Origin of the sequence: Cyclobacterium xiamenense, from assembly GCF_009467825.1 — a bacterium.
In the GTDB taxonomy this organism is placed as follows: Bacteria; Bacteroidota; Bacteroidia; order Cytophagales; family Cyclobacteriaceae; genus Cyclobacterium; species Cyclobacterium xiamenense.
Genome location: NZ_WIOK01000018.1, coordinates 1 through 26,841, shown reverse-complemented (window position 1 = coordinate 26,841; position 26,841 = coordinate 1). Strand labels below are relative to the sequence as shown.

General features: G+C 47.7%; 29 protein-coding genes. 20 read left to right on the top strand and 9 right to left on the bottom strand.

The features are described 5' to 3' along the window. Positions 1-14: 14 nt before the first annotated feature. Positions 15-968 carry a GNAT family N-acetyltransferase gene (locus GCU44_RS14400; protein ID WP_154857091.1) on the bottom strand — a complete coding sequence of 318 codons (954 nt, stop codon included), beginning with the start codon at positions 966-968 and terminating at the stop codon, positions 15-17. Between the two features lie 5 nt (positions 969-973). Next, positions 974-1,795, bottom strand: coding sequence for a 1-acyl-sn-glycerol-3-phosphate acyltransferase (locus GCU44_RS14395; RefSeq protein WP_262885321.1), 822 nt, complete (start codon positions 1,793-1,795; stop codon positions 974-976). Positions 1,796-2,104: 309 nt separating this feature from the next. Here GCU44_RS14395 and GCU44_RS14390 point away from each other — a divergent pair, with 309 nt between their 5' ends. Beyond that, a complete protein-coding gene (locus GCU44_RS14390; RefSeq protein WP_241684960.1) occupies positions 2,105-2,962 on the top strand; it encodes an SDR family NAD(P)-dependent oxidoreductase in 858 nt (285 codons plus the stop codon). Here GCU44_RS14390 and GCU44_RS14385 read toward each other — a convergent pair. Further along, positions 2,944-3,768, bottom strand: a complete 825-nt coding sequence (locus GCU44_RS14385; protein ID WP_154857087.1) for a DUF4249 family protein — start codon at positions 3,766-3,768, stop codon at positions 2,944-2,946. The two genes, GCU44_RS14390 and GCU44_RS14385, sit on opposite strands and share 19 nt — an antisense overlap. A 4-nt stretch (positions 3,769-3,772) precedes the next feature. Further along, positions 3,773-6,184, bottom strand: a complete 2,412-nt coding sequence (locus tag GCU44_RS14380; protein WP_092175045.1) for a TonB-dependent receptor — start codon at positions 6,182-6,184, stop codon at positions 3,773-3,775. A 197-nt stretch (positions 6,185-6,381) separates the two neighbouring features. Between GCU44_RS14380 and GCU44_RS14375 the strand changes: the two genes are divergently transcribed. The 8 genes from GCU44_RS14375 to GCU44_RS14340 all read left to right on the top strand — a co-directional run bounded on the left by GCU44_RS14375 (position 6,382) and on the right by GCU44_RS14340 (position 12,735). Continuing rightward, complete coding sequence (locus GCU44_RS14375) at positions 6,382-7,347, top strand: vWA domain-containing protein (protein WP_154857085.1); 966 nt, start codon at positions 6,382-6,384, stop codon at positions 7,345-7,347. A 15-nt stretch (positions 7,348-7,362) separates the two neighbouring features. After that, positions 7,363-8,022, top strand: coding sequence for a hypothetical protein (locus GCU44_RS14370; RefSeq protein ID WP_154857083.1), 660 nt, complete (start codon positions 7,363-7,365; stop codon positions 8,020-8,022). Next, positions 8,000-8,629, top strand: coding sequence for a hypothetical protein (locus tag GCU44_RS14365; RefSeq protein ID WP_154857081.1), 630 nt, complete (start codon positions 8,000-8,002; stop codon positions 8,627-8,629). The genes GCU44_RS14370 and GCU44_RS14365 overlap by 23 nt, the downstream gene beginning before the upstream one ends. Before the next feature lie 37 nt (positions 8,630-8,666). Then, positions 8,667-9,461 (top strand): toxin-antitoxin system YwqK family antitoxin, encoded by a 795-nt coding sequence (locus tag GCU44_RS14360; RefSeq protein WP_154857079.1) that lies wholly within the window; start codon positions 8,667-8,669, stop codon positions 9,459-9,461. Positions 9,462-9,579: 118 nt separating this feature from the next. After that, positions 9,580-10,515: a phosphoribosylaminoimidazolesuccinocarboxamide synthase gene (locus GCU44_RS14355; protein ID WP_154857077.1), complete on the top strand. Its 936-nt coding sequence runs from the start codon at positions 9,580-9,582 to the stop codon at positions 10,513-10,515. A gap of 109 nt (positions 10,516-10,624) precedes the next feature. Next, positions 10,625-11,005, top strand: coding sequence for an STAS domain-containing protein (locus tag GCU44_RS14350; protein ID WP_154857075.1), 381 nt, complete (start codon positions 10,625-10,627; stop codon positions 11,003-11,005). A gap of 12 nt (positions 11,006-11,017) precedes the next feature. Continuing rightward, on the top strand, positions 11,018-11,932 hold the full coding sequence (locus GCU44_RS14345; RefSeq protein ID WP_092175025.1) for a ribonuclease Z: 915 nt from the start codon (positions 11,018-11,020) through the stop codon (positions 11,930-11,932). 2 nt (positions 11,933-11,934) lie between these two features. Next, the gene (locus GCU44_RS14340; RefSeq protein WP_154857073.1) at positions 11,935-12,735 is read left to right on the top strand and encodes a queuosine precursor transporter; all 801 of its coding nucleotides are present in this window, start codon (positions 11,935-11,937) and stop codon (positions 12,733-12,735) included. Here GCU44_RS14340 and GCU44_RS14335 read toward each other — a convergent pair. Both GCU44_RS14335 and GCU44_RS14330 read right to left on the bottom strand, forming a co-directional pair. Further along, positions 12,728-13,714 carry a bile acid:sodium symporter family protein gene (locus GCU44_RS14335; RefSeq protein WP_154857071.1) on the bottom strand — a complete coding sequence of 329 codons (987 nt, stop codon included), beginning with the start codon at positions 13,712-13,714 and terminating at the stop codon, positions 12,728-12,730. The two genes, GCU44_RS14340 and GCU44_RS14335, sit on opposite strands and share 8 nt — an antisense overlap. Positions 13,715-13,876: 162 nt before the next feature. After that, the gene (locus GCU44_RS14330; protein ID WP_092175018.1) at positions 13,877-14,323 is read right to left on the bottom strand and encodes an SRPBCC domain-containing protein; all 447 of its coding nucleotides are present in this window, start codon (positions 14,321-14,323) and stop codon (positions 13,877-13,879) included. Positions 14,324-14,683: 360 nt separating this feature from the next. Between GCU44_RS14330 and GCU44_RS14325 the strand changes: the two genes are divergently transcribed. Beyond that, positions 14,684-14,977 carry a hypothetical protein gene (locus tag GCU44_RS14325; RefSeq protein ID WP_154857069.1) on the top strand — a complete coding sequence of 98 codons (294 nt, stop codon included), beginning with the start codon at positions 14,684-14,686 and terminating at the stop codon, positions 14,975-14,977. A gap of 64 nt (positions 14,978-15,041) precedes the next feature. On the opposite strand, the gene GCU44_RS14320 is transcribed toward GCU44_RS14325, so the two are convergent. After that, complete coding sequence (locus tag GCU44_RS14320) at positions 15,042-17,168, bottom strand: hypothetical protein (protein WP_154857067.1); 2,127 nt, start codon at positions 17,166-17,168, stop codon at positions 15,042-15,044. Positions 17,169-17,264: 96 nt separating this feature from the next. On the opposite strand from GCU44_RS14320, the gene GCU44_RS14315 reads away from it, so the two are divergent. Further along, positions 17,265-17,423, top strand: coding sequence for a hypothetical protein (locus tag GCU44_RS14315; RefSeq protein WP_154857065.1), 159 nt, complete (start codon positions 17,265-17,267; stop codon positions 17,421-17,423). 66 nt (positions 17,424-17,489) lie between these two features. On the opposite strand, the gene GCU44_RS14310 is transcribed toward GCU44_RS14315, so the two are convergent. Then, positions 17,490-18,236: a TrmH family RNA methyltransferase gene (locus GCU44_RS14310; RefSeq protein ID WP_092175010.1), complete on the bottom strand. Its 747-nt coding sequence runs from the start codon at positions 18,234-18,236 to the stop codon at positions 17,490-17,492. Between the two features lie 17 nt (positions 18,237-18,253). Here GCU44_RS14310 and tamL point away from each other — a divergent pair, with 17 nt between their 5' ends. From tamL to GCU44_RS14295, 3 genes are read left to right on the top strand one after another with little or no spacing between them, the layout of a single operon-like run. Beyond that, on the top strand, positions 18,254-20,671 hold the full coding sequence (tamL, locus tag GCU44_RS14305) for a translocation and assembly module lipoprotein TamL (RefSeq protein ID WP_154857063.1): 2,418 nt from the start codon (positions 18,254-18,256) through the stop codon (positions 20,669-20,671). A 14-nt stretch (positions 20,672-20,685) separates the two neighbouring features. Next, positions 20,686-21,597: an oxygen-dependent coproporphyrinogen oxidase gene (gene hemF / locus GCU44_RS14300; RefSeq protein ID WP_154857061.1), complete on the top strand. Its 912-nt coding sequence runs from the start codon at positions 20,686-20,688 to the stop codon at positions 21,595-21,597. After that, positions 21,594-22,172, top strand: coding sequence for a phosphatase PAP2 family protein (locus GCU44_RS14295; RefSeq protein WP_154857059.1), 579 nt, complete (start codon positions 21,594-21,596; stop codon positions 22,170-22,172). Before hemF ends, GCU44_RS14295 begins: the two co-directional genes overlap by 4 nt. Position 22,173: 1 nt before the next feature. Here GCU44_RS14295 and GCU44_RS14290 read toward each other — a convergent pair whose 3' ends face one another. Further along, entirely contained in the window at positions 22,174-22,761 is a 588-nt protein-coding gene (locus tag GCU44_RS14290; protein WP_154857057.1) for a riboflavin synthase, read from the bottom strand. A gap of 122 nt (positions 22,762-22,883) precedes the next feature. Here GCU44_RS14290 and GCU44_RS14285 point away from each other — a divergent pair, with 122 nt between their 5' ends. The 6 genes from GCU44_RS14285 (at position 22,884) to GCU44_RS14260 (ending at position 26,721) form a co-directional block, all read left to right on the top strand. Then, positions 22,884-23,540 carry a protein-L-isoaspartate(D-aspartate) O-methyltransferase gene (locus tag GCU44_RS14285; protein WP_154857055.1) on the top strand — a complete coding sequence of 219 codons (657 nt, stop codon included), beginning with the start codon at positions 22,884-22,886 and terminating at the stop codon, positions 23,538-23,540. Between the two features lie 12 nt (positions 23,541-23,552). Continuing rightward, entirely contained in the window at positions 23,553-24,092 is a 540-nt protein-coding gene (locus GCU44_RS14280; protein WP_154857053.1) for an acyl-CoA thioesterase, read from the top strand. 29 nt (positions 24,093-24,121) lie between these two features. Further along, positions 24,122-24,679: a hypothetical protein gene (locus GCU44_RS14275; RefSeq protein WP_154857051.1), complete on the top strand. Its 558-nt coding sequence runs from the start codon at positions 24,122-24,124 to the stop codon at positions 24,677-24,679. A 49-nt stretch (positions 24,680-24,728) separates the two neighbouring features. After that, complete coding sequence (locus GCU44_RS14270; RefSeq protein WP_317175340.1) at positions 24,729-25,013, top strand: DUF3817 domain-containing protein; 285 nt, start codon at positions 24,729-24,731, stop codon at positions 25,011-25,013. A 12-nt stretch (positions 25,014-25,025) separates the two neighbouring features. Next, positions 25,026-26,048: a hypothetical protein gene (locus GCU44_RS14265; protein ID WP_154857049.1), complete on the top strand. Its 1,023-nt coding sequence runs from the start codon at positions 25,026-25,028 to the stop codon at positions 26,046-26,048. Positions 26,049-26,226: 178 nt separating this feature from the next. Then, complete coding sequence (locus tag GCU44_RS14260; RefSeq protein ID WP_154857047.1) at positions 26,227-26,721, top strand: Dps family protein; 495 nt, start codon at positions 26,227-26,229, stop codon at positions 26,719-26,721. The last annotated feature ends 120 nt before the right edge of the window (positions 26,722-26,841 follow it).

The window sequence follows — 26,841 nt, the reverse complement described above, 5'->3', positions numbered from 1 at the left end:
CTGGGCTGCATGGATTATTTCTTTCGTTTGCCAAAATTCCGGTCTCGTTCAAACGTTTCGAGATGACGGTGCTTTTTGGATTCGTATATATCCGCTATGGTAATTAAGATTCCTGTTTCCTCCACCGCACCAAATTCATAGTTCATCGCCGTACCAAAGGTCTTCATCGTGGATGACAAGTTCATGTAGGTATTGATCAGTGGGGGGATGTTTTCTCCCAGGGCTCGTACGTTCGAATTGAGCAATTTGTACCCTTCTTTGTAACTCAGCCCGTCAAAAAAACCTTCGTAATTGGCAGCATCGGTCTTGTAACCTACAGGCGCAATGGGCCGAATCAACGCATCGGTATCCGGAAAATAGTGATTCATAAAATAAAGCAATAAATCACGGGCTTTGGCATTGTAATGCGGGTACATGGTTACTTTCCCAAATAAATACTTGACATCCGGATTGATCATCACCACTGCTCCGAGTCCGTCCCATAAGTTGTCCAGCGAAAAAATCCCCTTCCGATTGTCTATGCTCGGTTGGTAATTGGGCTGTACAAAAGACCGCCCAAGTTCGATCGTATAGGGAAGGTAATCCTTCACAAAAGCATCCGAAAAGTCAAACAAGTGTGCCGTGGATAAATTTACGGCGCCTTTGGCGGTAAAGCCGGCGTCTGCGCACTTGATTAGGCGGTAGCCAGCAATGATCTCTTTGTCCACTGGGTTCCAGGCAATCAGCTGATCGTAACAATTTTCGCAGGTGTCGTTTTCATCTATATCCATCGGCAAACCCGTCCCCCCGCCTGCGGCCCGGAATGAAACCTCACGTAACCTACCGATTTCCTTCAGCACCTGGGGGGCGTTGTGCTGATTGACCAGATAAATCTCATTCTCCCCATTGTTTACATATCTCAAAAACCGCTCCGGCGTCAGTTCACGTTGTATAACCTCCCGGTCGATCGGGTTGATAATGTCTTGCATAAATCCTACTTGTCTTGGACAATGTTGTATACTATTTTTTTGACCTCTTCTGCCCAGTATTTGTCCGTTTTGGAATCGTCAAAATACTTGTAAGAAATTGGTTTTCCTATATGGACAACAATTTTTTTGTTTTTTTGCCCAAACATCTCGTCCGCCAAATAAAACATTTCAATATTGGCCTTAACTCCTATTTTTTTTCTAAGGTTTGCCAAATTATAAAAAAAAGAGGAATTCCTTCCCTCCATGTATACGGGCACCACGTCTTTTTTGTATTTCCGGGCCTTGTTGATAAAGCTCTTTTTCCATTCCAAATCCATAATGCCCTGTTCCTGCTTTCTGGAAACCAATCCGGCCGGAAAAACGAGAATTGCATTATCCGAGGCATAGGTTTCCTCAATCAATTCGGCTCCCCGCTTGCCACTGCTGCCATGCTTGTTTACCGGCACAAAAAGCTCTCCAAAATGAGGGATGTTCAACAATAAGTCATTGACCAGAAACCGCAGGTCCTTCCGGTATTTGCCTAATACATGCATCAACACAATCCCATCCAATCCACCAAGGGGATGATTGGACGCAACTATCACACTTCGATCCAATGGTATGTTTTCGGCCCCTCTAACTTCCACATACACGCCAAATTCCTCTATGAGTGCATCCACAAAGTCCAGCTCCTTTCGGTCGCCGTGCCTGGCCATGATGGTATTTACCTCCTCTTCGTGTACAATCCGCTTGATGTACCCCAGGACAAATCCGGGAAGCCATTTCAAAAGGCCCGGATTTTTGGTTGCAATAACCTGTCTGATGTCTATGAATTTTTTCTTTTCCACGAAAAAAAGCCAATCTGTTACATGAGTGATTCCTTTACCGCTCCGCCATCCGAAACGTTTCCCTCTCTCCATTGGGGTACCAATGCCTGCCCACGAAGGTAACTAACTTTTCAGTAACCTTCCCCACTGGCAAAAATAGGGAAAATATATTTACCGCCTTTACTCCCGTTCACCATCCCTTCCAAATCTTTATTCTCTTTCGGTGGACGCCGCCCGACCCAATCTGATGGTCAACCGATTGCAACAACAGCGACAAAAGGCCGAACATTTATGCTGCCGGCCATGTTTTATGAACTAAACCGATTAACTATGATGCAACTAGCAATAACCGGCGCTACTTCGGGAATTGGCGCAGAGAAAGCAAAAGCACTGTCCCCGAAATGTAGCCGTGTTTTTCTATTGGTCAGAAACGTAGAAAAAGCCCGGGAACTCATACAACGGATCGACCCACTAGATACACAGAAAAAATTCACCATTATCCCCTGCGACCTTACTGACCTGAGCTCGGTGGCCCGAGCTGCCAAAACCCTGACCGAGGCTACGGACAAACTGGACCTGTTGATCAATAACGCAGGTGGTATTTTTCCGAAAAAAAAATTAACGAGCGAGGGCCATGAACGTACATTTGCTGCCAATCACCTCGGACATTTTCTACTGACAATCCAGCTCCTTCCATTGCTGACCAACGGAACAGGCGGTAGAGTCATCAACGTGAGTTCTGAAGCCCACAAAGGCGCTTCCGTAAATCCCCAAGACTTTGAGCTGACCCATGGCTTCCGCTCGTTCACGGCTTATGCCAACGCCAAATTATACAACATCCTTTTTACCAAATCATTGGCAGAAAAATACGCCGATTTGCACCTGGAAGCTTACGCGTTGCATCCGGGGGTCGTCAATACCGGATTCGGTAGTGAAAGTAAAGGTTTTTTTAAAATCCTTTTATCCCTATTCAAACCTTTTATGATTAGCCCTGCCAAAGGAGCAGAGACAGGTATCTTTCTTGCCACCGCAACAAATGTCCCTGGGAAAAACGGTGCCTATTTCAAAAAATCCAAGCCTTCGGCGGTTTCCTCAAAAGCCCGCTCCAAAAAACTACGGGATCAACTTTGGGCTTACAGCATGGAACAGGTACGGGCGTATCTCCCTGCTCACTCCGCCTCTTCCTGAATGAATACCGTTTCCGTGAGGACGGGAGCTGTCATGAAATACCCCATCACGGCCGAAGTACCGCGAATATTACTCGCCGGGTTTGCCGGTGGAGGACTGAACAAGCCGCCGTCATTAAATAACAAGGAGACCATTTGGTTCAGGTAATCGTATGCACTGCGGTTTAAGCGCAGCATTTGTAGTCTTACCTTATCGTCTTTTTCAAAGGTAAACCCCGTCAACTCAAACCCATTGTTCAAAATCGTACTTCCAAAGGTGTCGTCAAACAGAAAATAATCAGATCGTCTATTTAAAACCGTATCGTTTCGGGTGAGGATCAAGCGGTAAAAATTATTATTTGGAAAAGGAATATCCCCATACAAGGTCAGGTAATACCCCTCGTCGGCAAAAAACCGCTCTTCTTTGAATTCATAGGTGATGCTGTCCAAAACCGGTGGTTCCAAGGTGGTACCTGTAGCTTCGTATGCGTCTGCTTCCAGGAGCACCCGTAATTGGTATTCGTGCCCGATCTCAGCAACCTGCTGGTTTACTGCCAGGTAGTGTCCCAGTTCCTCCACGTAGCGAAATTCAACCACCCGTCCACTGTTCAAATCCTCTATTTCGACCAGGGCATCCGGTATGCGTTCGTTTTCCAGGGTATCGAAATAATCCCGGGAATAGGCTACGGAAACGAAATTCGCCGACGGATCGTCTGTCCATACCGCTTCGATAACGGGAATTCTTTCCAGGGCGCCCAATGGCATTTCTACCTCTTCCTGGCAGGAGGCAAACAGCACTAGTAGCCCGGCTAACACAAGTAATCGCATGCAATCAAAATTTAAAATTGTAGGTGACGGATGGTAAAATACCAAACAAATAGGTCATGACCACTCCGGGTCTGGCGCTGTTAGCCGATTCGCCCGGACCTGGCTCAAACGAAATATCGTCGTTGTATATGGTCCGAAAATCGTAAGAAAAGGGGTTTTTACGCCCGTAAGCATTGTAAACACTGAAATTCCAGCTTCCTTGCCACCAGCGGCCTTTGTCTTTGTTTTTTAACGTCACCGACAGGTCCAATCGGTGGTAATCCGGGAAGCGATCACTGTTTCGTTGGTCGCTATAAAGCGGTACCCGCTGGTTGTCCACCAGGTAGGAGCCTGCCGGAAAGGTGACAGCAATGCCTGTGGTATAGATAAAGGTGCCGGAAAACGACAAGCGTTCGCTCAATTGATGGGACAACACCAGGCTCAGGTCATGGGGTCTGTCGAACCTGGGCGGATAGGGTCTCCCACCATTAATACCTGGAATTTCCCGAAACACGCGGGACCAGGTATAACTTAACCACCCGGAGGTTTTTCCCACGTTTTTCCGAAGTAAAAACTCCAGGCCGTAGGACCAGCCATTTCCGGTAAGAAGTTCGGTTTCTATATTGTCTGTAAAGAGCACGGTGGCTCCCTGTTTTAAATCCACGATATTTCGGAAATCCCGGTAATAGGCTTCCAGGGAAACCTCCCATCGATTATCGTTGAGGTTTTGAAAGACGCCTGCCGAGACCTGGTCGCCACGGATGGGTAAGATGTACCTTCCGGCCGGCACCCAGCGGTCGATAGGCAGGCCCGCCGAATTATTGGAAGCCACCTGTATGTACTGGTAATTGCGATTAAAGCCTCCCTTGATCGAAGTCCCTTCCCCAATCCGATACCGGGCACCAAACCGGGGTTCCCAACCCTGATACTGCTGCATTCGCTCGCCGAGGCGGTATTCCAGGGTATCGGTCACCAGCCCCGTACCGCCTGGGTCGTTGTTGTCGTACAGGTAATTCACCCCGTTACCGATTTGCTGGTAATTGCCCCAGCGCAGCCCCCCTTCCACGCTCAGCCGGGGGGTAATCTCGGTTTTTCCGGCCAGGAACAGATTGAACTGAAAGCCCGTTCTGGGATTGGAATCCAAGGGTTCGATGCCGCTCTCGGGAGTCCCTTGCAGGTCCACCCGCGCGAAATGATACAGCTGCCCGTGCACGCCTGCTTTTACTTCCGACTTTTCGCCGGGGATCAAGGTCCAGGATGTTTTCAGACCCGTCTCCGAAAAATGATTGGACCAATCAAATCCATTTTCCTCATCCCGAAGGCTAATCAGGTACCCGTACCGGCTGTAATACGCCGTAACATCCAGGTAATTTCGCTCGTTTAGCTGTCGATCCCAATTAAACGAGTTGATCCAATTGTTCCAGCCAAGGCCAAACTGCCCATTCAGGCCCAGGAAATCACTCCCGTAATAGGTAGAGAACGTGAACTTATTTTTAGGTCCGTTCCTCCACATGAGTTTTCCACTTAAGTCATAAAAGTAAAGCTGGTTGTCACGAACGTCTTCATTGGGAGAAAGGGGCAGAAACACGTCGGCATAGGTACGGCGGCCAGAAACTACAAAGGAAGCATTTTCGGAAAACAGGGGGCCGTCTACGGTAAGCCGGGAGCTAATACTCCCAATCCCGCCTTCTCCCTGGAGTTTATTCGTATTCCCCTCTCTCAGAGAAATATCCACCAGCGAAGATACCCGGCCTCCATACTGGGCGGGGATATTGCCTTTGTAGAGAGCGACATCGCTAAGGGCATCGGGATTAAAAACCGAGAAAAATCCAAAGAAATGCGAGGGATTGTATATGGGTGCACCGTCTATCTGAACCAGGTTTTGGTCGGCGGACCCTCCTCTGACAAATAATCCCGTGGTACCTTCCCCCGCTGTGGTCACTCCAGGAAGCAATTGAATCCCACGAAGCAAATCCACTTCTCCAAATAACGCGGGTATCCGCTTTAATTCCTGCCCGGAAATCACATTTTTACCCATTTCGGTACTAGCCACGTTGTAGTCCTGGCTTCTTTCAGAGACCACCACTTCCTCCAACATCCATTCTTCCGGACTTAAAAAAAACTGCAGCCCTTCGGTTTTTGAGCCCTTCTTTATTGGCCTGGAAATCGATTGAAAACCCAAAAAACGAATCACCAGCGCTCCTTCCGGATCGGGCTGGGCGATGGAAAAGCGCCCTTCTGCATCCGTTACGGTACCCTTCTCCGCATTTCCCTCCCAATATACGGCAGCTCCCGGCAGGGGCTCGCCAGACGCTTTGTCTACTACCTGGCCCTGTATACTGGAAAGCTGCTGAGCAATGGAACGAGTCGGTGCTAAAAAGAGGACAAAACAAACAAACAACGGCACCCAAAAATGATTTTTTGCGTAGACAAGCATAAGTAGTAACTGACGGAATGAAATCGATAATGCGATAGGAAAGAACGTCTTTCCCGCACCAGAAAAGATAACGGCATCCGGTAAAAATGGTTAGGGAATCCAACCATTAATTCCGGCGGTAACGGGTAAATTTTCCGATTCGGTAATAATTCTGGCGTTATCATTTCGTTTTGCGTATTAATGATTAATTTCAAGCCATGATTTGGGCATACCCTGATACTACCTTATTACTTGGCCTGGCTACCGTCTTCGTGTTGCTGTACGCCGTCTACTTGTACCGTTTTTGGACCATCAATCAAAAAATCAACGTTAAAAAACGACGCTTGGTCTGGAAAATGCTACTGCGCAGCTTGTATTTCGGTTTATTTCTAGTTGCACTGGCTGGACCTTCCATCGGAAATGCCATGAAAGAGATCAAGCAGGAAGGAAAAGACATCTTTCTGGCCATCGATTTGTCCCGGTCCATGAATGCAGAAGACATCCAACCCAGCAGGCTGCAGCGGATCAAATTTGAATTGAAAAACCTGGTTAAGAATTTTAGTTCGGATCGCGTTGGCATCATCATATTTTCTTCCGAGGCCTTTATTCAGTGTCCCCTGACCTTCGATCAGAACGTGATCCAATTGCACCTGGATGGGTTGAACACCGGTTTGGTTCCCAACTCCGGTACCGATATTGCGGCTCCTTTGCTGATGGCACATACCAAGTTCATGAATGACGAAAGCCAGGAACCAAAATCAAAAGCCATTATCCTGATCAGCGATGGAGAGGATTTTGGCGGGGAATTGGACGGAACCCTGGAAAAACTCCGCGACTCCGGCATCAAAGTATTCAGTATGGGTATAGGCACCCGGGCGGGCAGCACCATTCCCAGGGGCAGCGGTGTGGTGATCGACCAGACTACCAACCGCCCTGCCATCTCTCGCCTAAGCTCCGAGAACCTGAAGCGAATTGCCAGTCAAACCGACGGCGATTATTTTGAATTGAGCGAGGACCTGCAGGAAATCCCCCAGCTTATTGACGCCATTGCCAACCTGGAGGGAACGGTCATGGCCAGTCGGACGGTGGAAGCTTCTTCCAACAAATATTTCTATTTTCTGCTTGCTGGATTGGTTTTGGCGGTGATGGATTCCTTATTGCCTATCCGTACGTTATCCTTATAATCAACGATTTCTACCATGTTGTTCCGATACCTACTTTGGATTTTGCTTGTGATTCCAGCTGACTGGAAGAAAATTGCCCTTACAAACGAAGCGCTGGCAAAAGCGGAGCGTTCCTTCAAAGAGGCGGATTTCGAAAACGCCGTCCGAAACCACCTGGCCTTACTAGAGGAGCACGAACTTAGGCAACCCGAAATACGATTCAATCTGGCCCTGAGCTACCAAAACAACGGACAGGAAGAGGATGCGAAAAAAACCTACGAGCCACTTATTTCAGCTAGTGGCAGCTCGATTTCTTCATTTGCTGCCAACCAACAGGGATTCCTGCTCGGCAACGAACAAAAGTACAAGGAAGCACTTTCGTATTTCAAAACCGCGCTGCTTAAGGAACCCGGCAATGAGCAGGCACGTTACAACTACGAACTACTGAGCCGTTGGCTGGAAGGGAACGAAGAAAATCAGGAAAACGAAGAGGACCGGGAGGATGAAGATAAAATTGAACCTTCCAACTACGCCAAACGAATGAAAGCGCAAGCGGACGAAATGGTAAATCGTTTTCAGTTTGGGGAGGCTGCGGGCATCATGGAACGGGCCCTGGAAATAGATGAAACAGTCGCTTATTACCAGAAGTTTATGGATCACCTAAACGAGATCAATGAAATCAATGAAAATCAATAGGCAGCTTGTTCTGTTTGTAGCGCTTGTCGGCATCGGTCCGCTGAGCCTCCTGGCGCAGTCCGAAGTGGAATATTTTAACCAGGCAGCGAGGCAATACGTGAACGAGGACATTCGGGCTACCAGTCAACTTTTGGCAGAGGGACTGGAAAAATACCCCGAGGATCCAAAGCTGAATGCGCTTTGGGAAAAACTTCAAAAAGAGCAGGAAGAGCAAGACAAGAAGGACCAAGATAACCAGGAACAACAGGAGCAAGAAGAATCGCAAGATCAAGAGCAACAAGACCAGGAAAGCGAGGAGCAGGAAAGCGGAGAAGGAGAGGAAGAAACCCAGGAAGACGGTGCGGATAAGTCCGATGAAATGGAAGAGCCTCGCGGGGAACAAACCGAGGAAAACCAAGAGTCCGAGGACAGCAGCGACATGGAAAGCGATCTTAGTGATCGGGAAAAGGCCATGGAGGAATTGCGTCAGCGACTCGAAGAAATGAACATCACACCAGAGCAGGCAGAGCAAATCCTTGATGCCATGAACAGCAACGAATTGCGGTACATTCAACAAAACCGGAAGAAACCTACGGAACAACCGAGGAGGGGCTTGCCTGACTATTGATCCGCATCCCTCCCCCTTTTACATCAATCAAAACGTCATGAAACGGTTCATCTGGCTTGTTATATTGCCGGTATATTGCGTAGGTGTGCCTGCTTTGGCTCAGGTAGAAACCAGCTATTACGATGCGGAAAACTCCCAGGTGAAGGAGCGGTACGAAACTCGGGACGGGGTGCCGCACGGACGGTACCAGCGGTACGACCCTTTCGGCAGCCGAACACAGGTGGGTCAGTTCGATGCGGGTAAAAAAACCGGCTTGTTTGTGGAACTGCATCCGCAGACCGGAGACACACTGAAAATCACTCCCTACACCGCCGACCAGATTCAAGGGGAAGTGATCTCTTTTTACCCGGACGGTGAGGTAGCCCAACGGGCATCCTTCCAAAACGGCGTCCTTCAGGGAGTGCTGGAATCATTTTACGAATCCGGCAAAATAAAAGGGCGTATCCATTTCCAACAGGGGAAACCGCAGGGCGTACAGGAAACGTATTATCCGAATGGGCAGGTGCAGGCAAGAACGAATTTTGATCAGGGAGTGCCGGATGGATTGACTCAGGAATATACTGAAGAAGGGAAGCTAGTACTCGAAAAAACCTTCCGGAAGGGGCAGGTCGAAGGATTGGTAACCGAGTTTTATCCAAATGGACAAAAAGCATCCGAAGCCCTGTATCAAAAAGGTGTAAAGCACGGGAAATTTGCTACCTATCACGAAAATGGGCAGCTGGCAATCGAAGGAAACTATCGAAAAGGCCTGCGGCATGGCCGGTTCACTACGTACGACGAACGTGGTACGTTACAACGGGAAATAACCTATAAAAGAGGCATGGGTCGCTGAATTTCTACTTGCTGACGAGAAAACAAGTAGGGTGGATTTTGTTCGTCTTTGTTGTATAGACGCGAACATCCGGAAGTCCGGAATAATTTCTATTTTTGCATGTTAACATTGATACCACATGAGTCAAGGCATTACCAGCACCAGTTTTCAATTTCCCGGTCAGGTTGATTTTTATCGGGGAAAAGTAAGAGACGTTTACATATTCGAAAAAACCATTGCCGTCGTGGCGACCGACAGGATCTCTGCATTCGATGTGGTCCTACCGGTACCCATTCCCTATAAAGGACAGGTATTGAACCAGATAGCGTTTCATTTTCTTTCTGCCACAGCCGCCGCGGTGCCTAACTGGGTCAGCTTGTCTCCCGATCCAAATGTCACCCTGGGTAAGCGGTGCACGCCTTTCAAAGTCGAAATGGTGATTCGGGGCTACCTGGCGGGGCATGCCTGGCGGGAATACCGGGATGGAAAGCGAGTTCTATGTGGTGTACCCCTTCCAGATGGCTTGAAGGAAAACGATCCCCTGCCGGAACCCATCATTACGCCAACTACCAAAGCCTCCGAGGGGCACGATGAAGATATTTCCAGAGATGCCATCCTGAAAAACGGTATCGTTAGTGAAAAGGATTACCTCCAGTTGGAGGCCTATACCCGTACCTTGTTTCGCCTGGGTACGGAGATGGCTCGGGAAAAAGGACTGGTGCTGGTAGACACGAAATACGAATTTGGAAGCTACGAAGGGGAGATTCTACTGATAGACGAGATCCACACGCCTGACTCCTCCCGGTATTTTTATCTGGATGGGTACGCAGAAAGGCAGGCAGTGGGCGAGCCCCAAAAGCAACTTTCCAAGGAATTTGTCCGGCAATGGTTGATCGAAAATGGCTTTCAGGGAAAACCCGGTCAATCCGTTCCCGAAATGAGCCCGGAAATCGTTGCGTCCATTTCCCATCGGTACATCGAACTATTTGAACACATTACTGGAAAAACCTTTGTGCCCGCAGATAGTTCGGATATGGAAGCACGAATCAAAGCTGCCATTTTGGAACATATTTAAATGAACGGATCATTTTGGCACCACGTTATTTTAGACTAATTTTAAATCGAAATCCTCCTGCGGGAAGATGTTTGACCAAACGCACCGACAGGTATAACTACATAAAAAAATGAAATACGCCGTAGATAAGAAAGAACAGTTCGTACTTTTCACCTTACTGGAGGAAAAACTTGACTCTACCCTTTCTCCGCAATTGAAATCGGAACTTCTCACCGTGCATGCTGAAGGGTACAAAAACCTGATTTTGGATATGGCCCAGGTAAAATATGCCGACTCCAGCGGGCTCAGCGCCTTACTGGTCGGTAACCGGGCCTTTGGAGAAGAAGGTGGCGTTTTTGTCCTTTCCTCCCTGCAGGAACACGTACTGAAGTTGATGCGGATATCCATGCTAGACAAAGTGTTTAAGGTAGTGGACGACAACGAAGCAGCGGCTGAGGCCGTGTTTATCCACGAAATCGAGCAAGGTGCCGAGAAAGACGAAGAAGAGTAGAAACCTATCCGCTTGGACTTTTCGATCACCATTCTGGGTTCTAACTCGGCTGCCCCCGCCCACGGCAGAAACCAGACTTCTCAGGTAGTAACCTGGGGAGGACATAGCTTCCTGTTGGATTGTGGGGAATCTACCCAACATCAGCTCAGACGGTTTAAAGTTAAGTATTTTAAAATCAACCAAATCTTTATCTCCCACCTGCATGGAGATCACTACCTGGGCTTGATGGGGCTGATTGGGACCTACCATTTGAATAATCGGAAGCAGGCGCTGCACGTGTACGGACCGAAAGGATTGGATGAAATCATTACGGTTCAGCTAAAGTATTCCGGGACGCTATTGAAGTTCCCCTTGATTTTTCACACCGTATCGGTGGTCGAAAAAACCCAACTGTTGGAATTGGATGATTTGGAGGTGTATGCATTTCCTTTGCAACACCGTATTCCTTGCACGGGATTTAGTTTCGAAGAAAAAAATGGACGTGTCAAACTCCGAAAAGAACTGGTACGGCAACAAAAACCAGGTCTGGAAGCCATTCGCACCCTGCTAAAGGCAAAGGATGTTCGGGACATGACCGGCCGGGTGCTGTACCGAGCGGCGGATTTCTGTCAGCTTACGCCTCCACGAAAATATGCATTCTGCTCGGACACCGTCTACGACCCCGGTATCGTACCGTATATACGGGGTGTGGATATCCTGTATCACGAATCCACCTTTATGGAGGCCGAAAAAGACCGCGCAAAACAAACCAGGCATAGTACAAGTAGAGAAGCTGCGGAAATTGCACGGGCGGCATCCGTAAAACGGCTCCTACTGGGCCATTATTCCGTGCGTTACAACGACCTGCAACCCCTGCTCGCAGAAGCTCAGGCGGTCTTCCCAAACAGCTTACTAAGTGAAGAAGGTACCACTTATCCCATTCCCTGACCATGGATTCTCAAGAAAAGGCGAACCAGTCTAAAAAGACCAATTTATTCATCATTCTGGGCGGCATATTCCTTACCAATGCCATCCTGGCAGAAATCATTGGCGTCAAAATCTTTTCCGGCGAAGAAACCCTGGGACTAAAACCAGCCGGTTGGACTTTTTTCGGAACCTACGTGCTGGATTTTAATCTGACAGCTGGCGCCGTGATCTGGCCGGTGGTGTTCATTACCACGGACATTATCAACGAGTATTTTGGTAAAAAAGGGGTTCGAAAGATCAGTTTTATTACCGCTGGCCTGATTGTGTATGTGTTTATCGTCATCAGCCTGGTCACCCAGCTTCCCCCGGCCGCGTTCTGGCTGGAAGTCAATGCCAGCGATGCCTCTGGTAACCCCTTTGATATCGATTATGCCTTTAACACGATCTTTCGGCAAGGGCTGGGGATCATTATCGGCTCGCTAATCGCTTTCCTTCTCGGGCAGTTACTCGACGTATTTGTCTTCCAAAAATTGAGGAAAATCACGGGTCCCAAAATGATCTGGCTACGGGCTACCGGGTCTACGCTGGTATCGCAGTTCATCGATTCCTTTGTCGTGTTGGGAATTGCCTTTTATATTTTCGGCAACTGGTCGCTGCAACAAATCATTGCCGTCGGTTTGATAAATTACATCTATAAGTTTTCGGTGGCCATTTTGCTTACCCCCTTGTTATACGTCGGACACGGCCTGATAGATCGGTACCTTGGAAAACGATTGGCCGAACAAATGGCCGAAGAAGCTGCTCAGGACGCCTCTTTCATGTAGGTTCGGTTTTTGCAGTTCCCAATCGCTCCGCCAGCGCACTGCCAAGCAACAGTTGCAAGGTGTGGTACACCATGATGGGTAATAGAACCACGCCAAAAACCACGGGATCGGGAAACAAAACTTTGCCCATCACCGCTCCCTGCACCAGGGATTTCTTGGACCCGCAAAAAAGTACGGTGATCCGATCCGGCCGGCTAAACCCAAGCCACTTGCCGACGCCAAACATCACGCCCAGCATCACTAAAAACAATGCCAACATCCAAAAGCTGAGCCCCAATACATTCTGCCCGGCAAACATGTTCTGACCAAAAGATTGGGAAAAGGCAGAAAAGACGATCAATAAGATAACGCTCTGGTCGAAATATTTCAACGGCCGACTTTGTCGCTGCACCCAGGACCCCAGGTACCGGTGAAGCAAAAACCCCAGACCGACCGGTAAAAAAATCTGAACCACCAGTTTACCCACCGTATCCCAAAGGGCAAAATCCGCCTGCGAAGCACTGAGAAAAAGATCCATCCATAACGGAGTGATAAAAACCCCTAGCAGACTGGAAATACTGGCATTAAAAATCGCCGCGGGCAAATTGCCCCTGGCGATGGACACCATCACCACGGATGAAGATACCGTAGAAGGCAATGCCGCCAGGTAAAACGTACCCAACCAAAATAAGCTGTTCGCCTGCCCAAACACCGCGTAACAGCCCAAAATGATGGCCGGAAAAACCAAAAATGTGGTACTTTGAATCCAAAGGTGCAGTCGCCAGTTTGACAATCCTAGCTTCAAGGTAGCCGGACTTATCTTTGCCCCATAAAAAAAGAAAATCAGGGATACGCCGTAATAGGTGAGTTCATCGACGAGACGTTCCCCCTCTCCTGCCCCCCATTCTGGAAATAAATAGGCGGTCAGGATGGTCACTACTAGCAAGAAGAAAAACCCGTTTATCCCGGCTTTCGCCAGGTGTCTTCGAAGGGATGCCATAGAGAAAAGTTTGGTCGAAATGCCGGGCAAATTAACGAAAATATGGTAATTTTCACCGCGGGCCCGGATATTATCTCGGCAAGCAGGAATCCGTTTCGGCTTGGATTTCTGATGCTTTCGAACTCCCCCGTATTCACTGCTCCCATCCGGACCGGAACCTGACTACCCTTGCGCCGCTTCGTTGGTTTCTACGTAGCGTTTGAACCTATCCACGATGGCTTGCCAGTCCTGCCGTTGCATTTCCGGGCAATTCTGCGGTTCGGTGTCAAAGCAAATACTTACGCGCGTTTGGGCCCCCAATACGTCAAAGGAAACCGCTACATTCCTGCCATCTGTCAGCGTGTAATTCAGTAACTGCTCCGGCCGCACCGTTTCGTACACCGCGTCAAAATCAAACCCAAAACTACCGTCCCTGGCCTCCATTCGGACAAAAAGTTGTCCCCCTTTCCTCAGGTCATTTTCCGCGCGAAGACATTCCCAGTCCGCTGAGGGCACATTCCAATGCATCATGTGCTGCGGGTCGGTGTAGTATTCCCAGACCTTTTTTCGGTCAACTGCCAGGACTGCCTGGACGGTTATTTTTTCGGAATTTGCTACCTGTTTGTTCATGGTATGGTTGAAATCGTTTTTTTCGTCTTCGAAGCATTAAGGGCCCATCCGGTATTTTTCCACCCCACCGGTTGGTTGCAAGAAATCAGAACAACACGAAAAAAAGCCGATGGACCTGCCAATTCCTTGCTACTTGATCGCCCCTGTTTCCTTTAGACGAATAACGATTCGTTTACATAATTTAGTATTTCATTTCCTTTTTTTATATTTACACAGTAATTTCATCCATCGATGAATAAAAAACCCCAACATCCCATGCACGAATCAGGCGTTTTTGAGGAATCGAAATGTATCCGCATGTCAAGTCAATTTTCGCCGTAGCGAATCGCTTCCTGTGTTGGCTGCCGGTTTCTTTTAAAGATGAATGCGAGAAAAACCCTGAAGACAAAGGAAAGCAGGGAGGGATACTGGCATTTTGCCTACCAGCTGTTGGCATCCCTTGCCAAAAGGAAGGTAGCAGAAAATAGGGTTAACGAACTACGGTTCCTGTGGTTGTCGAGCGTACCGCTGACAAGAGACCCCGCGCAGCAGGTGAACGAGATCCAGCCGCAAACGGAAATGGGTGCCGGGTACCCAAACATACTCCTGTTTCCCCGAATCGGGTTAAAAAAAGGGGTGGTGGATGAACCAAAACATCCTTGCACACTACGGTAGTGGGTATATAACCAATAATTAATATCGCCTGGGCTTATTTCGCCTTTCCAATAGTAAATTCGAACTATTTAACGGAGTACGTAACAATAAAATGCCCACTATTATCAATTTCTACGTCATCATTGATACGTAAATGGAGAACGCCCGAGACTGGCGCAGTGAAGGTTTTATTCCTACCGATATAAAACCATTCTCCGTCGTTTCCGATTTTTCCGATCAGACAACCATGATTGAAACGTTGGTCCACGTTATTGGACCGAAAACCATTTATTCCTTCCGGGTAACAATCCACGGAAAACACTCCCAACTTAATGGATCCCGACGCTTCAATCTCTACTAGTTGACCTTCTCGAAGCGAGATATCGGTGAAGTTTGAATAGGAATCAACTTTGATCGTATTCGTGCTAATCCGTTCTGCCATAATGGGCCAAATTGCGTCGGTATTCTTTCGTACCTCAACGACCAATTCGCCGTCTTTATTAATGTCGTACTCGTACATAGTTTTGCCACTATCCACATATAAATCCCCCCCTTCAGCGTCTTCGTAGGGATTCATGCTAGACCGAAAGGTATTTCGGTAGTTAGATACCAGCTCTAATTTATACATCCGGATCATTTCAGCGGATGGATTTGGGATTGTAAGTGAAACATAGGTTAGTTCTTCTTTATCAAATGAACCAAAAGCAGATGCTTTAATCAAGAATCCTTTACTATTTTCAAAGGACTCGTCATCCGAAGAAATGGCGTTCATCCCCCTACGCATAAAACCTTTTCGTTCTACCAGATTGATAAAATAGTCGGCATCTTTGACCAAATACTTCCCATCATCGTTTATTAATTTGATATACGCTTGGAGAATGGCCTGTAGTTCTTCAAAAGTGGGGAAATTTGACTCAAATTCGATCCGCAAATCTCTTCTTAGCCTGTCTACTACGGCATTATTTTGTGAAATAACTCTTCTTCTTGCTTCCTCCTCTCTTCTGATTCGATCTCTGCGTTCCTGCTCTGCCCGTTGTTTTGCGAGCTCCCGCCTTTTTTCTTCTTCTAAAATCTCCCGCTTTCGGGCTATAATTCTCTCATTTAGTGTAGCAATAAGACTATTTCCTGTATCGACGTGAGAAAGGTAGGTATTAGTGATCGTTTCGAGTTGATTGACGCTTTGTGCATTGTCGATTTCAAGACGTATTTCTCTTGCAATAGCTGTTAGCATCGAACTTTTCTTCGCTTCAATTAGCATCTTCAACTCCTTGACCTGTTCGAAAGTAAGGAGATTCCCATATTTTTGCGTAAACGATTGATAAAACGCATTGATGGGACCAATACCCTCTTTTCCAGGTTCGATCGATGCCAATTTATTTTTTTCTTCAGGTAAAATTTGGTTGAAAATTTCAGTTATTCTTGTGAAGATGATATCGTTAGCCCGCTGTTGAGTTAGAGCATCGGCTTTGGAGTAAAGAAGCGCATTCGCGCCGCTAAACCGATTCAACACATTTACGGAATTTAAATCAGGATTCAATACTTGTAGCTGCTGGACTTTTGCGAGTAGGTCGATATTGGCTACTTTGGCTTCATTGGTCGAAATCAACAAGGATAGATCGCTAATTTCAGACGAAGGCAGCACGGAGTACTCCCTTTGTAAGTCTCCTTTCCAACTTTGAAGTTCATCAAAACCTATCGTTGGTGTAGCCTGGTTCAGGTCATTTCGGAGTACTTGGGCCTGCTGTCGTAGCTCTCGGATTTTCTCTTCCGGCACAAGAACCAAGGTGTTGTTTAACTCTTTTTGACTAATCACATAATTGATCCCCGTAGTTGAATTAAAACTCTTTACCCATTTGTCACTTTGTGACAATTCAAACGTTTGCTTCCGTCTCGCCGCATATTTCGGAAAAAGTATTCCATTTACCATTGCTCCCGCAATCAGACCTGCACCTCCCCATATAGCTGCATTTTCAGCTTCTCTAAAGGTCTGCCCGTCGTAAGTAAATTCCGTTTGGTATCCGTAAGCCCCTCCGATGCTTAATCCAATTAGAGGTGCTATCCATTTTTTCCCTTTTGGCTTTTTGTAGGTCCATTCCGGGTAAACACGTATCGCACTATAGTTTAATTCATCGTGTTTGGTTACGGTGGCTTGGTAGGTAGTGCAGGAGGCTGCAAACAAAGACAGAAGCAGGAGACCAGAGAATAACTTCATCAATTTCTATTTTGGTTGGTAACAGGTATCATTTTCATTCGCTGCTCCATCCGTATGTATGTAAAGCGATTCAAAAAAAACAAAGCACATACAAAAATGGATGCCCCCAAACTCAAAGGCCAGCAAACCACCTTAACTATCGATCAAGTAATCATTTCCTGTTTCCTTATCCCCCCCTTTTTCGATCAAAAGAAATCCAACACATTTTTAGAAAAACCCGAAGAAAAAAAAACTTCATTGAAGAAACGCCCGTGATGATAGGAAAAAAATTTGACTCCACCAAATACAAATGTCAAATTTTAGTGTATGAACTAACTAATCTTATCTACGTAAGCGGCGCAGGTGATCGCATAGCACTGCTGTGGCTACGGCCACATTGAGGGATTCGGCGCCGCCAAAGGCCGGAATGGTCAGCTTTTGACTTACCAACTTTTCCAGCTCGGAAGAAATCCCGTGGGATTCGTTGCCCATTAGCAATATTCCGTCCGCCTGCCCTTGGTGCGCGTGGATGGACAATCCTTCCAAAAAAGCCCCAAATACCGGAACCCCTACCTCCTGTAGCTTTTCCGACAAGGCTACGTACTCGAATTCCAACCGGGTAAAGGAACCCATGCTGGCATGCACTACCTTGGGATTGTAAAGGTCCGCGGTTTCCGGAGAAAGCAGCATCTTTTTGATTCCGTACCAGTCCGCGATGCGGATGATGGTACCCAGATTACCAGGGTCCCGGATATCGTCCAGGGCAAGTACCAGTTCGCCGGGAACCACCTGTATCGGGAGGTTGGGTTTGGAAATGGCCAATGCCATGGCTTGATCGTTGCTGGAAAAGGTACCCAGCGATTTCAAAACGGTGGGAAGGACGTTTACCTTATCTCCGGAAAAGCCCGCTACCATATCAGGCCAGGAAGCGGCAAATTTGTCGGTATACAGCAAATGCGTGCAGGTATAATCTGAACGCAACAATTCCGTTACATTTTTGGCCCCTTCTACGAAAAAGGCCTGTTCTTGCCTACGGAATTTTTTCTGGTGCAAGGATTTAATAAACTTAACCGTATTTTTGCTTAGCATTTGTCGAGACTGTTGCAGTGAAGAATACCAAAGATATAAACTTTCTCTTTTTGATCCTTTCGCTCTGGAGCTGTAGCCTCACCCGGGAGCTTCCACCAGGCGCACTTTTGCTCTACGAAGTGGACACGGAAGGTATTCGGGAAAGCGATGCCGAGAACCTGCGAAATCTGATTCGCCAGAAGCCCAATACACGCGTCCCCTTGCTCAATCTATCTCCGGGCGTGCTGTTACATTCCCTAGGAAGAGGCTTTTATGACAGTGCCCGCGTTGCGCAGAAACTCCGCCAAAGCCAGCAGGAAGCCGAATCGCTCTCGGAGCTGATCAGTGAAGGCAGTTCTTCACGGAAAATTGAAAAACGGTACCGAAAGGTAAACAACCGAGCGGATGCGCTGGAACGTAAACTGGAATACGGCAACTGGTTTATGCGAACAGGTAATGCCCGTGTGCTGCTGGATAGTGCCGAAACGGCGATTTCCCAGCAACAAATGCTTCTCTACCTGCAAAACAATGGTTTTTTTGATGCCTCCGTCCGCACCCTGACGGATACCTCCGGGAAAAAGGCAAACCTGCTCTACCGAATTGAGGAAAACGCTCCCTACCGGATCGACAGTATCTTCACTCGGTCCGAAGACCCAGAACTTTACAGCCTTCTGGAAAAAAACCAAAAATACAGCGCCCTCACAACGGGCCAAACCTACCGGCAAACCAATCTAACTAATGAAAGACAGCGAATCGAAGACCTGTTGAAAGACAACGGCTATTATACTTTTTCCAAGTCCTTTATCGAATACAACGTCTACAAAGATACTGTAGACAAAAATGTGGTCATTGAGCAATTGATTCGAACGCCCGAACGGGGAGAAAAACACCGACTTTATACCATCGATTCGGTTATTTTCACCATTGCCAGCCCAAATGACCTCATCCCAGACGAAGCTATTTCGACGGAATGGAACGGAATCCGGTATATCATGTACCAGGATCGGTATGCAGAGAACATCATCGGTTCCCGAATTTTTCAAAAAAAGGGAGACGTTTACAGCAAAAACGCCGTTATTGAGACCCAGCGGCAACTGGCCAATCTAGACGTTTTTCGATTCGTAAACATTTCTTTCGACACCCTCGGAAACAGCATCCGGACAAAAATATTTACCCGCCCCAATCAGAAATTTCAAATCACCAACCAACTAGGTGCCAGTGTCACAGAACAACTTCCCGGTCCCTTTTTCAGCCACTCGCTGCGAAACCGCAACCTGTTTCGGGGGTTAGAAATTTTTGAGTTTAATTTTCGGGCAGGATTGGAGGGGGTGGCTTCAGCTACCACGGAAGGCGGCGTGTACCGGAGCCGGGAGCTTTCCACCTCCGCTTCCCTTATTTTCCCGCAGTTTCTGGTGCCCGTTGATTTTGGTACCCTGGAAAAATTCGGGCGCTACAATCCCCGTACGCGTACACTACTGGGTTACAGTTACGTAAACCGGCCGGAATACGTACGAGACGCACTCAACACCATCCTGGCCTACACCTGGGCCACCCGTAACCTGCGCCATCAGTTTTCGGTAAACCTGCTGGACGCCAACCTGATCCGATCTTCCCTGGACTCCCTGTTCCAATCCCGGCTGGAAGAACTGCAGGAACAGGGGAATAACCTAATCAATTCCTTTCTCCCTTCCTACGTTAGCAGCATTTCGGGACAGGTCATTATCAATTTCAACCAATACGGCCTATACCGCCGAAACCAGGCGTCTCTCTGGCGGCTGTTTGTGGAGAGTGGGGGCACCACCTTTAATTTTTTAGACCCGGAAAGCCTTGCAGACCGAAGCTTAACTTATTTTCAGTTTCTCAAATTTCAATCCGATTTCCGGCGATACATTCCATTGAGTAATAAAAGTACCTTTGCCTACCGGCTCAATCTGGGTTTAGCCAAACCTTACGGCATTAGCGGGGGGGTTTTGCCCTACGAGAAGTACTTTTTTGCAGGCGGTAGCACCAGTATACGTGCCTGGCAACCCAGGCGTTTGGGGCCCGGCAGCTTTACGCCACAAATCCGCGAAGACGGTACCTTTGATTACCGATTCGAACAGCCCGGTGAAATCCTGTTTGAGGCCATGTTTGAATTTCGACGAAAACTTTTTGGTTATTTTGATGGAGCCTTCTTTATCGATGCCGGCAACACCTGGACCTTTGCAGTGGACCCTGCCCGGGAGGGTACCGACTTTCGCGTGGATCGGTTTTATAAGGAATTGGCGGTGGGAACCGGTCTGGGACTTCGAATGGATTTTGATTTTCTGGTGCTTCGGCTGGACATGGGCATCAAAGCCTATGACCCTGCCAGACCGGAGGGAGAGCGCTTTATTTTGGACAATCTTTCTTTCAAACAACCCCTGGGAGAACGCGGGCAGCAGGTCTTCAATATTGGGATCGGGTATCCCTTTTAATCGAAAAATACAGCATGGAAAAAATAAGTAAAGAACAGATCGCGAAAAAATTTCGGGAAATTCAGACCCATATCTGTACGGAACTGGAAATGGAAGATGGGATCGGGCATTTTGAACGTGACCACTGGAGCCGAAACGAGGGCGGTGGTGGGACCACACGTGTGCTAAAAAATGGCCGGGTAATCGCCAAGGGAGGCGTGGCGTTCTCTGCCGTCCACGGACCCACGCCCGAAAAAATATTGAAAAAACTGAAGCTGGAACAGGCCGATTTCTTTGCAACCGGAGTGTCCATTGTAATCCACCCGTCCAGCCCGATGGTGCCGATCATCCACATGAATATCCGGTATTTTGAAATGAGCAATGGCACCTATTGGTTCGGCGGAGGCATCGACCTGACTCCTCATTACCTGGACAGGGGAGATGCTGGCTATTTTCACCGGGAACTAAAACGGCTTTGCGATGCCTACCATCCCGACTTTTACCCGCGGTTTAAGCAGTGGGCCGATGACTATTTTTATTTACCTCACCGGGATGAAACCCGCGGCGTGGGTGGAATTTTCTTCGACCGCCTGGTGGCCGATGAAGCGCTCTCTTTCCCCAGGTTGTTTGCCTTCGTGGCAGACGTGGGGTACCTTTTCCCAAAACTCTATAGGTATTTTATGGCAAAAAACGCCGATTTGCCCTACGGTGAGGAGGAGTTGGCCTGGCAAGCCTTGCGCAGGGGCCGGTACGTGGAGTTTAATCTGGTCTGGGACGCAGGTACCAAATTTGGACTCGATACCAATGGCCGTACCGAAAGTATCTTGATGAGTATGCCTCCGGTAGCACATTGGGAATACAACCATACGCCTCCCGCTGGATCCCGGGAAGCCCTCACCCTGGAGGGATTGAAAAAGAACATAAACTGGCTAACGGAAGACAAATGATCCACCTGATACAGCAATGGGACGAGGCTTTTTTTCTATTTCTGAACGGACAACATGCACCATGGCTAGACCCCATCATGCTGGCGCTCACCGGCAAATACATTTGGGTACCCCTCTACCTGTACTTATTGTACCTGATCATCCGGCGGTATCCAAAGGAGTGGGTAGGATATGTGGTGGGATTGATACTTACCGTGGTACTGGCAGATCAACTTACCTCAGGCATTATGAAGCCTTTTTTTGAAAGGCTTCGCCCTTGCCACGATCCGCGCTGGGACGAACTAATCCGGAATTATGCAGGTTGCGGAGGGCGGTATGGGTTTGCCTCTTCCCACGCTGCAAATACCTTCGCCCTGGCATCCTTTATGCAGCAAGTCGGAAAAAAACGCATGCGGGGCATGGGCTGGTTATTCGGTTGGGCAGCACTGGTATCCTATACCCGGATCTACCTGGGGGTTCATTACCCCCTGGACGTTTTGGTCGGAGCGGCAGTGGGCGTACTAGTGGCCTGGCTGGTATGGTGGGCCACCCTTTCGGGAGTCAAGGTTTGGCAAGCACGTGCCGGTCGAGGTTAAATCAATATCCCTTTAGTATGCGCTGGACGTATTTCCCAATGACATCAAATTCCAGATTTACCCGGTCTCCTGGCTGTAATAGGTGAAAGGTGGTATGCGCATAGGTGTAGGGGATAATGGCCACCCGAAAGCTTCCTTCGCTGGAGCGGAAGCAGGTAAGGCTGATCCCATTGATACAGATTGATCCTTTTTCCACGGTTAGGTTGCCGGAGCTGTGGTCGTATTCAAAATCGGCAATCCAGCTTCCATCTTCGGACCGGATTTCAGTTAAAACCCCGGTTTGGTCCACGTGCCCCTGCACAATGTGTCCGTCAAACCGGCCATTTGCCGGCATGCAGCGTTCCAGGTTGACCGAGTGGCCGGGTTTCAAATCGCCTAGGTTGGTCTTTTGAAGGGTTTCGTCGATGGCCGTCACCCGGTAGGTATCGTGGTCCAGGTCCACTACCGTAAGGCAGACTCCGTTGTGGCTGACCGATTGGTCGATTTTCAACTCAGGTACCAAGTTACTTTCGATATCGAAATGCACATTACTCCCTGCTTGGGTGATGCGTCTGACAGTCCCGAGGGATTCAATGATTCCTGTAAACATGTTTGCTAGCGTTTTATTATTCCGGAAGCGTACCGAATGGATTTTATTCTCTTTTCATGACAAAGTAAGCCATTTTTAGCATTAACTTAGCAATTGAATCGGGATAAGATACGATCCAAACCATGTTGAAACTCGAAGACAGCTACTTGCATAAAGGACAGCGAAGGGGATTGATCCGCACCCTGCGTGAAAAAGGCATTGAAGACGAAGCAGTACTGGATGCCATCAACCAAATTCCGCGGCATTTTTTCTTCGATTCGGCCTTGCTTAGCCATGCCTATGAAGACAAAGCCTTCCCTATCGGAGAGGGACAAACCATTTCTCAGCCGTATACGGTAGCATTTCAAACCAGCCTGCTGGATATAAAGCCTGGAGAAAAAGTCCTGGAAATTGGTACCGGATCGGGCTATCAGGCAGGAATTTTGTACTGCATGGGTGCGAACGTACACACCGTCGAATACAACAAGGTACTCTACGAACGCACACGACGTTTTCTTCCGAAGATCGGCGTTCGTGTGCAACACTATTGGGGAGACGGGAGTCTGGGCTTGCCCGAAAAGGCACCTTTCGATAAAATTATCGTCACGGCCGGGGCGCCCCTGGTACCCAAGACGCTGCTGGCTCAGCTGACTATCGGCGGTATGCTGGTCATACCGGTGGGTAATCGGAAAACCCAGCAGATGCTGCGACTAACCCGGAAAACGGATAAGCAAATCATCCGCGAAAACTTTGATAACTTTTCCTTTGTTCCTTTACTGGGTGACGAAGGTTGGGAATAATGCAGGTTAACCATGAAAACCATAAAAAAATACGTGCCGGATTCGGAAGTGATCAAAACAGAAATGGTACTGCCCAATGACACGAACACGTTAAACAACCTAATGGGTGGCAAGCTCATGCATTGGATGGATGTGGTAGCGGCCATTTCCGCCCAACGGCATTCTAATTCCATTGTAGTGACGGCATCGGTGGATAACATTTCTTTCAAGAATCCCATCGCCCAGGGAAATGTGGTGACGTTGAAAGCGCAGGTAACCCGGGCTTTTTCCACCTCCATGGAGGTATTTATTGAGGTATTTGCAGAAGACATTCCTGCCAACCTCAAATATGCCACCCACAAGGCATTCTTTACCTTCGTGGCTGTGGACGATCAAGGCCGACCGGTGCCTGTGCCTTCGTTGGAACCGGTTTCTCAAACGGAAAAGGAATTGTATGCCGGTGCCTTGCGCCGCCGACAGTTGCGCTTAATCCTGGCCAATCGCATGGATCCAAAGGATGCGACGGAATTAAAATCCCTCTTTGATTTGGAAGGGGTTAGCCAAAAACAATAAATTGCATACGGGAAAAGCACCTGGTCAGCATGAAGCTTCACGAACTACGTTTATTTATTACCGAGGATATCTTTGTCCTGAAAGAGGAAGAGCGGGAAAAATTGGCTGCGGCCCAATTGGCTTCGCGGCTGGAGCTGGATGAGACCACGGACACCCACTTGCTCGAAGAACCGGAAGCAACGCCTCCGGTACCTGAGAACTCCGACCCCGAGCCGATTCCATTCGAAGGCGATTTTCAGAAATCCATTTTGGTAGTCTATCAGGGGGAGGAACTCAGCGCCGGAAACAGGGAGTTTTTATTTAAGATTTTCAGGGCGGTCAACCTTTCATTAAAGGACCTTGCGCTGGTATCTGAAAAATCCCTGAAGGAAAGCAACGAAAATCCGCTATCCCAACTCAATCCAGTCAAAATGGTACTTTTTGGAACCCTGCATCACCCGTTAATGAAGTTGAAGAAGGAAAATTACCGCATCATGCAAGAACCCCTGGAGTACTTCTTTGCGGATGAGCTCGAAGAATTAGAAAAAAACGTGGCCCTAAAACGAAAATTATGGGACACGCTACAAGTATTTTTCAATGTAAAATAATACGAACATGACGAATGAAGAAAGATTGGGCATTGTAAAACGTTTCCGCATGATAAGCCTCACCGAGGGGATATCCATGGTGGTACTCGTATTTGTCGCCATGCCCTTGAAATGGATATTCGATTTACCCGATATGGTAACCTATGTGGGCTGGATCCACGGGGTTTTATTTATTCTGTACATCCTCGTACTCTTTCCCACTTCCAGAAAGCTGCGCTGGTCTTTTCAAAATGCCATGTTTGCGCTCATCGCCGCTGTTCTTCCATTCGGTCCTTTTTTGTTTGACAGGAAACTCCGGAAACAGGAAAAAATGTTGGAGAACCCGCAATCCTAAGCGTTCGATGCGATGGCGGTCATTAGCAAAAAGAAGATTATTTACCCGATCAGCGAAAACCTTAGGGAATACCTAGTCAAATACGGGAGAGAAGTGGATATTCCCATCCACTACAAGGAACTCCTCCGCTACAGCAATTCCATTGCCCTGTACGATTTTAAGGGCAATGATACTTTGTGGGAGACCGTTTTCTACGACGAATCCGACCGCAATGAGATTCACTACAAAGTAAAAAAAATCTACGCGCTCTTAAAGGCCGACGGTGATATGTCGGTGATGCAACACCTTTATGTGGATCGGATAGATCTCTGCACCTATGGGAATACGCAGCCCTTTCGGGTTCGGATTGTTAACCGCATCAACGATAACTTTGACTATTTCTACATAAAAAATGCCGATGCCTCCCGGGTGTATGGCCTGGAACTGGAACATTTGCTCTCTCCCAATCGAATCGGCTACCTGGTGTACCGGGACTCGCTCATTGAAGAACACATCGCAGGTATACCTGGAGAGCAGTTTATGAAGCAACAGATTAATGACCCCTTGCTAAACCCGATCCGGCTTTCCAAGGAGTTTGTCAAGTTTAACGAACGGTGTTTTGTGCGGCTGCTCGGGGACATGCATTCGTCCAATTTCGTGATTGATGTGACGCCAGATTTTGAGGAAACCCACTACCGAATTCGCTCCATAGACTTTGATCAGCAGTCGTACGAAGGCAAAAAATCAATTTACCTACCGCAATATTTTAAACAAAACAATGCGCTGATTCAGCTGGGCATCCGGCACATCACCCCCGAGTCCATGGCTCAATACCAGAAAGAAGAACGGGCCCTCATTGCCACACGCCTCAAAAGCTCTCCCAAAGAAATCACGGACATTCTGAATAGCATGGAAAAAGACGAGCTTTCCAAGGAAGAAAATACCTATACCCTCAAGCACGAACTGGCCCGGCACTACAAAAATCCAGATTTTCTACGCTGCACAAATATGGGGGAAATCCTGCGAATGAGTTTAAACCAGGTACTTCATCGATAAGCACTGCAATTGCTTCACGGATTATTCTATCGAATAAAGATCAGAAGCATCCAAAAAACCAAATAAAATCAATTTAAAATTGATATGGATAACCCGATAGGTGAATTATTGGCATCATTTATGATCCTTTTTTACCGTATAAGTCATTTAAAAAAGGTTAAAACTTAAATTGATTAGTATGAGTATTACAGCAGAAAAACGGGTCTTCAAAAAACTTGGATACAATAAAAACGAGTCAGAAAAAATTGTAGGCTCCCTCAATAAGCTTCTGGCCAACTACCACGTGCATTACCAAAAACTTAGGAATTTCCACTGGAATGTTACCGGTAGCGATTTTTTTGATCTCCATGAAAAGTTTGAGGAATTATACGATGAATCGTTTGCAAACATCGACTTGATTGCCGAGCGAATTCGGGTATTTGGCATGACGCCCTATAGTCTGATGAAAGACTACCTCGAGCATGCCGACATCGAAGAGGTCGGTACTGACCTAAGCTCAAGGGAAATGGTAGACGAAGTGTTGCGGGATTTTCAAATCCTGGTAGACAATATGAACGAATGCGCGGAAAAAGTAGCAGATCTCGGAGACACCGCCACAGAGGACATGCTGATCGCATTCATCAAAAGCCTGGAACTGCACCACTGGATGCTCACTTCTTTTCTGAAAGAATAAACTGCGTGCTGCGTAATAGTGAAGAGGCTGTCCGAAAAGGGCAGCCTTTTTTATGCGGCTATTTTTCCCGAATATTCGGAAAAGTTTGAATCTCCACTATTTGGTGGCACTGATAAACTA